This is a genomic window from Anaerotignum propionicum (assembly GCF_024461735.1).
Taxonomy (GTDB): Bacteria; Bacillota; Clostridia; order Lachnospirales; family Anaerotignaceae; genus Chakrabartyella.
This window is the reverse complement of the sequence record NZ_JANGAD010000007.1, coordinates 205,021-213,756: the sequence shown is the minus strand read 5'-3', so window position 1 is coordinate 213,756 and position 8,736 is coordinate 205,021. Positions and strand designations below refer to the sequence as shown.

The window sequence follows — 8,736 nt, the reverse complement described above, 5'->3', positions numbered from 1 at the left end:
AATGTCTGGCTTACTTTCCGATTTTTTCGAAATCGGTAAACTCTTTGTCTTTTTTCTTTTCCGCAAAGCGGAAAAGTTGAATTGACTATGGGTTGTGTGTTTGTATCTCTACTGTTTAGTTTTCAAGGATCAAGTGTTTTTTTCTTGCTGTCGTCTTTCGTTGTCAGCGAAGATTAGTTTATCAGAACAATTCCTTTTTGTCAAGAACTTTTTTTCCAAATTTTTTATTTTTATTTGACATTTTTTTGTTCTTAGAATTTGCCTTTTTCTTTTATCTTCCTGCCTTCTAATCGGCAGTGACAGTTATTTATTATACACTGTTTTCCAATCTTGTCAACACTTTTTCGACATTTTTTTAAACAAATTATATTTTATGTCGAATTCGGTAAAAAGCCTTTTTAAGTATACATCTTAATCTATAAGAAAATCCCTTCCTTATACAAGAAGGGATTTTCTAAAGATATTTCTTAATTACTTTGTGCTGCTTGATTTGTTTGTCTTATTTGTTTTGTTTGTTTTATCACATTTGCTGTTTGTTTGAGAACCTGTATCAATGCTGTATTCCTGAGCAAACTCGGTTCTGTTCATACCCTTTTGTGTTTTTTCTGATTCTTTATTTGTTCTCTTGTCCATAGTCTATGACCTCCCTAGTTTCATTTCAGTCTTTATTAATCGAGGAATATCCTCGCAATCATAGTATGGATTATCTTTCGTTTTTTATACCCAATCTTTTTTGAAAGAGATATCTTTTTTTATATTTAAGGGATACATATTTCATAACTTTATGATAAACAATTGGATTAACCATACCGCCAACAATTCCTATCACAAAAAAGCCTTGCACAAACTTAGATAATAGTAATGCCTTAGACAGTGCATATGATGCTTTTTTTATCTCATCTTCAAAATCATAAGATATTTGACTTTCATTCATTTTCATTATCCAGAAATTAACGTTATCATTTAAATTTCTAATCTCTTCGTCTGCGCTTAAAGCTGCAGTAATCATCTTTAAAATAAGTATTTGTTCTTTTTCTTCTTTATAATTAAAGCCGTAACCAATGGCAGTTTCGTAAATACCTTTTAAAAGAACACCAAGGAAAAGTGGGATATCTGGCAAGCCAATACCTAATGCCCCTAAGCCCATTCCTTCAGCCAATGTGACGTAGCTATTAAAACGTTGTCCTTTTTTTACTTCCTTGTCCAAAAGTTTTAGTGACTTTTTATCGGGCCTTTGGTTTATTCTAAAGTCATTCACTCTAAAAGTGATATCCAGCTCTTCCTCACGAAAAGTCTTTTCTATGACCTCAATTCCTTTTGTAAAAATCAATTGAAAAGCCTTATAAAAACCTTTATCCAATGTATGAATCATTTTTTCCGGTATTTTGTTTTCTAGCTCTTGCTTCAATTCATCCAACTTAGTAAAGTTTTGATATATGTTTTTTTGCTGCTTTCTTTGGAGCATAGCTTCTTCACTTTTCAGGATTTTCTCCCACAGATCATCAAGGTCTCTTGGCATAGAATTCCTCCTTTTCAATTTTCTATTCTTCTCTTCTTTGACTTTGGTTAAACAGAAATTGTGTAAAACCGTTTGCTTAAAGCATATTTAGGTAAGATTATATTCTTAACAATTCAAATTCCTATATTTAAAAGAAAGACCGTCTAATATAGGCGGTCTTTCTTCCGTTTAACTTCTTAATTTATGCTTTTATCGTTGGGATCATTTTGAGACTTAAATATTTTGCCGATATCCGTCATGCCAATATTATTTTTCATATTAGTATCAGATTGAATATTCTGCATGCGGTAATAATCCATAACCCCCAAGTTACCATTGCGTAATGCTTCTGCCAACGCCATAGGTACTTGCGCCTCTGCTTCCACAACCTTTGATTTCATATGCTCAACTTCTGCCTTCATTTCTTGTTCCTTCGCAATAGCAGTAGCACGACGTTCCTCGGCCTTTGCCTGAGCAATTTGTTTGTCCGCCTCAGCCTGCTGAATCTGCAAGTGAGCACCAATATTTCTACCAATATCTACATCTGCAATATCAATTGATAAAATCTCAAATGCTGTTCCATTATCCAAACCTTTTGCTAAAACAGTTCTGGAAATCAAATCGGGATTTTCCAAAACGCTCTTGTGACTTTGAGACGAACCAACAGTAGTAACGATACCCTCACCAACTCTTGCAATAATGGTTTCTTCTCCTGCACCGCCGACCAATCTGGCTAGATTGGTACGAACAGTTACTTTTGCAACAACCTTTACCTCAATACCATTTATGGCCACTGCTGAAATCCATGGAGTTTCAATAATTTTAGGTGTTACGCTCATGCGAACCGCTTCAAAAACATTACGTCCCGCCAAGTCAATCGCTGCAGCTCTTTCAAATGACAGATCTAAATTGGCTCTATGCGCCGCAATCAACGCATCAACAACATTGTCTACACGTCCACCCGAAAGCAAGTGAGACTCCAACTGATTTGCATTTACATCCATGCCGGCTTTTTGTGCTTTGATTAATGGGCGAATAATTTTGTCCGCACGAACACGACGAAGTCGCATACCAATTAATGAAAAAATTCCTACTTTAACACCTGCGGATACTGCAGAAATCCATAAGCCTAAGGGTACAAAGCTTAAAAAAATCATGATGATAACAATAATGACAATGAGTGGCATAACCACCGGTATCAAATCAAACATTTATCGTTCCTCCTTATTCTGTTTTACTCTTCCCATTCCTTTACAGTCACAGTTTTCCCTGAAATCTGAACAACTTTCACTTTTGTTCCTTTGTCAATAAAATCTCCCAAAGAACAAACATCATAGTTGATTTCATCAATTTCAGCAACACCATAGGGTCTCAGTGTAGTTTGGGTAATACCAATTTTACCAATTAGTCCCTCAAGTCTGGTTTCATCGAAATCTTTAGAATCTAGTCGATCATGCAGGATTACTTTATTATACAAGCCGCTTTTTTTTGCAAGCATCAACATGATAATAAATAGAGCAACCAATGCTACAAGCAAAATCATAAATACGATAACACCATAGATTTTTGCCGCCATAATTGTGGAGCATAATAATGAGAGAATGCCAAACACGCCAAAGACACCAAAACCAGGAATAAGCATTTCTGCAAAAACCAGAATTAGTCCGAGTATGGCTAACACGACAATCCAAGGTAACATAATTTACCCTCCCTTCTCTATATCTTCTATCGATAGCGCTCGCCAGAAAATATCATACTTTTTTTAATCTTAACACAATTGAATCTGCATCACAACGAAATTCTTATAAAAGTAAAAAAGGCTTAAGAAATCCACTATGTCATTTATTTTATTTCGAAATCCATTCCTCAACAAGGTTTCTGTTTCTTTCATATACTTCCCTATTACACAATTTCAAGTTATTCAGGTTTTTGTATTTACTACATTATAATCTCCAAAAAAAACAACTATATGTTTATAAAAAATAGAGCCTTTTAGGCTCTATTTAATTAGAAAATTTGAATATTTACAAAAACTATTAACTTCTGTAAAAAGCAAATGAAATACCATTTTTGATACATATTCAGCATATTAAAATATATTACTTACAAATATCATTTTTTGATTGGAACAATTAAGCTTTCACCAGATATTATGTTCTCAGAACGCATTCCGTTAATCTTCATGATTTCTGAAATCATATGTTCTATTTTTTCATTATCCGCCTTATATTCTTTTGCTATTTGCCACAAAGTATCACCAGAATGAATAAATACAGCTTCATAGTACACTCGTTGTGCTTGCTCCCTTTGTGCCCCCAAAGCCATAGTTCCCAAGCATAATATCATTCCCAATGTAATCAATAAAAATGCCTTTCTACGTATTCTTCTCATTACTTTTGAAACCATACAATAATTCATAACAACGCCCCCAATACGAACAAACTTTCTTTTATTATCCTTTATATTAATCGAACCTATATTCTTTGTCAATATTTTTTTCGTATTTTTCCGAACGTAGGTTTGATTTTATTCTATCTCTGTGTTATACTGCAAAAAAAGGAAATACTTATTTATATGATTGTTCCGTATAAAAGTTTTTCATTTACAAAGTCTATCTGTAAAGGAGTGTTATCAATGGGCGATTTGTCACCAAAACAAAGACAAATTTTAGAATATATGAAATCCGAAGTGAGAGAAAAGGGCTACCCTCCATCGGTAAGGGAGATTTGCGAAGCAGTTGGTCTAAAGTCCACCTCAACTGTTCATGGGCATCTTGCCAGATTGGAGAAAAAAGGCCTTATTCGACGTGACCCAACCAAGCCACGAGCAATTGAAATATTGGCCCCTGATTTTTATGATTCCCCTCAAAAAGAATTGGTAAATGTACCTATTATAGGTACTATTACCGCAGGCACACCAATTCTAGCTGTAGAAAATATTGAGGATACCTTTCCCATCCCCGTGGAATACATCCATAATGATACTGTGTTTATGCTGCGGGTAAGGGGAGAAAGTATGATTGAGGCAGGAATTTTTGATAAGGATTTGATTCTTGTCAGGCAGCAAAATTCTGCCAACAATGGAGATATCGTGGTGGCTCTAATTGAAGATTTTGCTACCGTTAAAACCTTTTATCGTGAAAAAGATTTTATCCGATTACAGCCGGAAAATGCAGCCATGTCACCGATTATTGTTCGTGACGTGACAATCCTAGGTAAAGTAATTGGCTTATTCAGAAAATTCTAAGGAGTGTATATCATGTTTAACTATGTTAAAGTTGCAGTGGCCATTCCAAAATTAAAGGTTGCAGACTGCATTTATAATAAACAAGAAATGATTGCAATAATTAACAATGCGGCGGAAAAAAAGGTGAAAATCCTTACATTTCCTGAGCTATGCGTTACGGCATATACCTGTGGGGATTTGTTTTTTCAAAGCCCTTTGCTTGCTTCTGCAGAAAAAACCTTAGCAGAAATTGCGGCAGCAACAAAAGATTTAGATATGCTCATATTAATTGGCGTCCCTGTTTTGGCTGATAACCAAACTTTTAATTGTGCTGCACTCCTTCATAAAGGGAAAATATTGGGTCTTGTTCCAAAAACGTTACTTCCTAATTATAGCGAGTTTTATGAGGAACGCTGGTTTGCATCAGCCGATGATTTAATTCAGGAAGAAATCACTTATGCAGGACAAGTTGTCCCCATTAGTGGGGACCTTATTTTTACTGCAGAAAACTTCCCAAATCTTAAAGTAGGTGTGGAAATTTGTGAGGATTTGTGGGGACCAATCCCTCCAAGTTCCTATTTGAGTTTATATGGAGCCACAGTAATATTAAACCCCTCCGCCAGTAATGAATTGGCGGCAAAACCAGGATATCGCCATCAACTTGTTGCACAGCAATCCTCTCGTTGTTTGTGTGCATATGCTTATGCTTCCGCTGGGATTGGCGAATCCACACAAGATACCGTTTTTAGTGGCCATAGCCTGATTTATGAAAATGGCGTTTTGCTTGGAGAATCAGAATCTTTCTCTCGTGAAAATCAGCTAATCTATGCAGATGTAGACTTAGAGTTATTGGCGAACGAACGTCGCAAGCATACCACCTATATGTCTCATCTTTCTAGAGCCCATGCCCAAAAGTTTTATCGTGAAATTAAGTTTTCCATGGGTGAGGATGAGTTGAACGATTTTAAGCGTCCAATTTCTGCAAAACCCTTTACTCCTGCGGATGATGCCTCACTGAGCAAGCGTTGTCATGACATCTTTATGATTCAAACAACGGGTCTGGCACGTCGAATGGAACATACCAATGCCAAAACCCTAGTAATTGGAATTTCCGGTGGCTTGGACTCAACACTGGCACTTTTGGTTTGCGTAAAGGCTTGTGATTTTTTAAATATCCCTAGAGATCATGTTTTAGGTATTACCATGCCAGGCTTTGGCACTACTGATCGAACATATCAAAACGCAGTTCAGTTAATGAAATCCCTTGAAATTTCCACTAGAGAAATATCCATCCGTGCCGCATCGTTGCAGCATTTCAAAGATATCGGCCACGATGCATCTGTCCATGATATTACTTATGAAAATACACAGGCTCGTGAGCGTACCCAAATCCTGATGGATATTTCGAATCAAACAGGAGGAATCGTTGTGGGCACGGGAGATTTATCAGAGCTTGCATTGGGCTGGGCAACCTATAATGGTGACCATATGTCCATGTATGGCGTAAATGCTGGTATTCCGAAAACATTGGTTCGGGTTCTGGTAAATTGGGTTGCATCCACAGGGGAATTAGATCAAAAGGCTTCCGATATTCTTCTTGATATTTTAGATACACCTGTAAGTCCTGAGTTATTGCCTCCTGATGAGAATGGAAATATTAATCAGAAAACTGAGGATTTAGTGGGGCCTTATGAGCTTCACGACTTCTTCCTATATCAAATCATTCGATTCGGCTTTTCACCAGCCAAGGTCTTATTTTTGGCAGAGCAAGCCTTTGGAAGTGCATATTCTAAAGAGACGCTTTTGAAGTGGCTGAAAAACTTCTACCGCCGCTTCTTCATGCAGCAGTTTAAACGTTCCTGCTTGCCCGATGGGCCAAAGGTTGGTGCTTTATGTCTGTCTCCAAGAAGTGATTGGCGTATGCCAACGGATGCTTCCAGTCGAATCTGGATGGAAGAAGTGGAAAAATTATAATCTGAAGTCTAATCTTTAAAGAATAAAATAAAGACTGTATAACGTGGTTTTTTCAAGTTCCTCGTTATACAGGCTTTTCTCATATTTATAAATATTATTTTGTTTTAATACAGAACAAGTGCTATCTTGTCTATTCATCCGACATCTTAAGGGAAAAAACAAAGGTACTGCCTTCACCTGGCGTGCTTTTTACAGTAATGCCTTCATTGTGAGCCTGAAGAAACTCTCTCACGATTGCCAAGCCAATCCCGCTCCCCTGCATATCCTGATTACGGGTTCTGTCAGCCTTATAAAAACGATCAAAAATATACTTTTGATCCTCTGTACTAATGCCTATTCCATGATCTTTGATGGAAACCAAAACCTTTTTCCGATCCGTTTTTGTGGTTTCCACCTCTATCAAACCACCCGTTGGTGAAAACTTTACAGCATTACTCAATAAATTTTGTATAACTCTGGAAATCTTATCAATATCCCCATGAACCATAGTAATTTGGTCTGCAAAAATAGCCTTTATCACTGCATTCTTATCATTTAGCTGTGGTTCTAATAGATTAATGTTAACACGAATCTGCTCGTTTAAATCAAAGTCAGACTCGTCCAAAATAATTTTACTGCTTTCAGCTCGACTTAAATCAACAATTCCTTCCGTCAATCGAGTAAGTCTTAAGGTTTCCTCCAAAACAATATGCAAATATTTTTCCTGCTTTTCCAAAGGTACCGTTCCATCTAGCATGGCAGTAAGAAACCCTTGCATAGAAGTAAGGGGGGAGCGTAAATCATGAGAAACATTTGCTATAAAATCTCGTCGTGTCTTGTCGTTGTTTTGTAAACTTTCTGCCATATAATTAAAGCTTTTTGCCAATTCTCCAAACTCATCATTGCTTGTTATTTCTACTCGATGTTCAAAATTTCCGCTGGCAATTACCTTGGCAGCATCGTTCATCTCTTTAATGGGTCTCGTCATCTTTCTGGAAGTCAAATAGCTAAACAAAATTGCAAAAAGGAAAACAACAACTATGCTGGCAATACCCACTTGATACATTTGATATAGAGACTGCTCCATTTCGGGCATGGAACGGCACATAAAAATGCCTGCCATTTTCCCCACAGAAAGGGGATATCCAACCACCAGTGTAGGCACATCAAATATCGTCGTTGCTTTTCTCTCACTGGAAACAATGTTGCCTGCCTTTACACCTTCCACCAAATCTTGAAAGGCAAAAGATTGCCCAATCATCATTTCATCAAGTCCCGGTGATGCCAAAACAACAACTCCGTCAGCATTCACCATTAAAATTCCCGCACCCATATATTCCTCTAGCACTTGCAGTTCATAGCTCAAATTGCTTAAGTTCCCAGTTCGGTATGCATTTGTAAACGCCACAGAAATCTTTCGCCCTTGCTGAATCAGCTCATTGCGCTTTTCTTTCATATAATGCTGAGTATAAACTATTGATAGGATTCCCCCTAATATCAAAACACAAATAAGAATCGTAGCAATGTATTGCAGCATTTGTTTTTTTACAATTGATTCTTTGCGCATGATTTTACCTCCAAAAATCCACCAAAAAAGCTTCCAAAATTTCGGAATGATGGTATAATAAATATATTGCATCAAAAAAGAAAGGAGATAACGGTATAACCGTTTACAATCCAATGAATCTTAAAAAACCTCAATCCAATCCTGACAAAAAGAAACTCTCCACTGCTGATATTGTTTTAATCGGCGTAGGATTATATGTTTTAATCAGAACACCTTGGGGAAACATGAATAGCTTTCATTATCTCCTGTTTTTCCTTTACGTTTTCTGCATGATGATGCGCCTGACGAATATCAGAAAACAACAATCTCAGAAGGAAAAAATGGAGCAAGAAAAACAAAGGCTTGCCCTCCAAACCCATGAAGAAAACAAAAATGCAGAGGTTACTGAAATAGAAGAACCCAAAGATGGACAACTTCCGTCAGTTGAACAGGAACACATTACCTCTGAAAAAGACTCTCAATCATAATTTCATTTGATTCATAGCAGTATTTT

Annotated in this window: 9 protein-coding genes; 3 read left to right on the top strand and 6 right to left on the bottom strand. The window is 36.7% G+C overall.

Features of this window, described 5'->3' with window-relative positions:
* Positions 1–471 precede the first annotated feature (471 nt).
* The 5 genes from NE558_RS11000 to yneA form a co-directional block, all read right to left on the bottom strand.
* Positions 472–633 (bottom strand): hypothetical protein, encoded by a 162-nt coding sequence (locus NE558_RS11000; protein ID WP_256150109.1) that lies wholly within the window; start codon positions 631–633, stop codon positions 472–474.
* Between the two features lie 70 nt (positions 634–703).
* Positions 704–1,519, bottom strand: coding sequence for an EcsC family protein (locus NE558_RS10995; RefSeq protein WP_256150108.1), 816 nt, complete (start codon positions 1,517–1,519; stop codon positions 704–706).
* Positions 1,520–1,695: 176 nt separating this feature from the next.
* Positions 1,696–2,709: a flotillin-like protein FloA gene (floA, locus tag NE558_RS10990; RefSeq protein WP_256150106.1), complete on the bottom strand. Its 1,014-nt coding sequence runs from the start codon at positions 2,707–2,709 to the stop codon at positions 1,696–1,698.
* Positions 2,710–2,732: 23 nt separating this feature from the next.
* Entirely contained in the window at positions 2,733–3,197 is a 465-nt protein-coding gene (locus tag NE558_RS10985) for an NfeD family protein (RefSeq protein ID WP_256150105.1), read from the bottom strand.
* Between the two features lie 413 nt (positions 3,198–3,610).
* On the bottom strand, positions 3,611–3,916 hold the full coding sequence (yneA, locus tag NE558_RS10980; RefSeq protein ID WP_256150104.1) for a cell division suppressor protein YneA: 306 nt from the start codon (positions 3,914–3,916) through the stop codon (positions 3,611–3,613).
* A gap of 216 nt (positions 3,917–4,132) precedes the next feature.
* Here yneA and lexA point away from each other — a divergent pair, with 216 nt between their 5' ends.
* Both lexA and NE558_RS10970 read left to right on the top strand, forming a co-directional pair.
* The gene (gene lexA, locus NE558_RS10975; protein ID WP_256150103.1) at positions 4,133–4,744 is read left to right on the top strand and encodes a transcriptional repressor LexA; all 612 of its coding nucleotides are present in this window, start codon (positions 4,133–4,135) and stop codon (positions 4,742–4,744) included.
* Between the two features lie 12 nt (positions 4,745–4,756).
* Positions 4,757–6,697, top strand: a complete 1,941-nt coding sequence (locus tag NE558_RS10970) for an NAD(+) synthase (protein ID WP_256150102.1) — start codon at positions 4,757–4,759, stop codon at positions 6,695–6,697.
* Positions 6,698–6,827: 130 nt separating this feature from the next.
* On the opposite strand, the gene NE558_RS10965 is transcribed toward NE558_RS10970, so the two are convergent.
* The gene (locus NE558_RS10965) at positions 6,828–8,243 is read right to left on the bottom strand and encodes a HAMP domain-containing sensor histidine kinase (protein ID WP_256150101.1); all 1,416 of its coding nucleotides are present in this window, start codon (positions 8,241–8,243) and stop codon (positions 6,828–6,830) included.
* 113 nt (positions 8,244–8,356) lie between these two features.
* Between NE558_RS10965 and NE558_RS10960 the strand changes: the two genes are divergently transcribed.
* On the top strand, positions 8,357–8,710 hold the full coding sequence (locus NE558_RS10960; protein WP_256150100.1) for a hypothetical protein: 354 nt from the start codon (positions 8,357–8,359) through the stop codon (positions 8,708–8,710).
* The last annotated feature ends 26 nt before the right edge of the window (positions 8,711–8,736 follow it).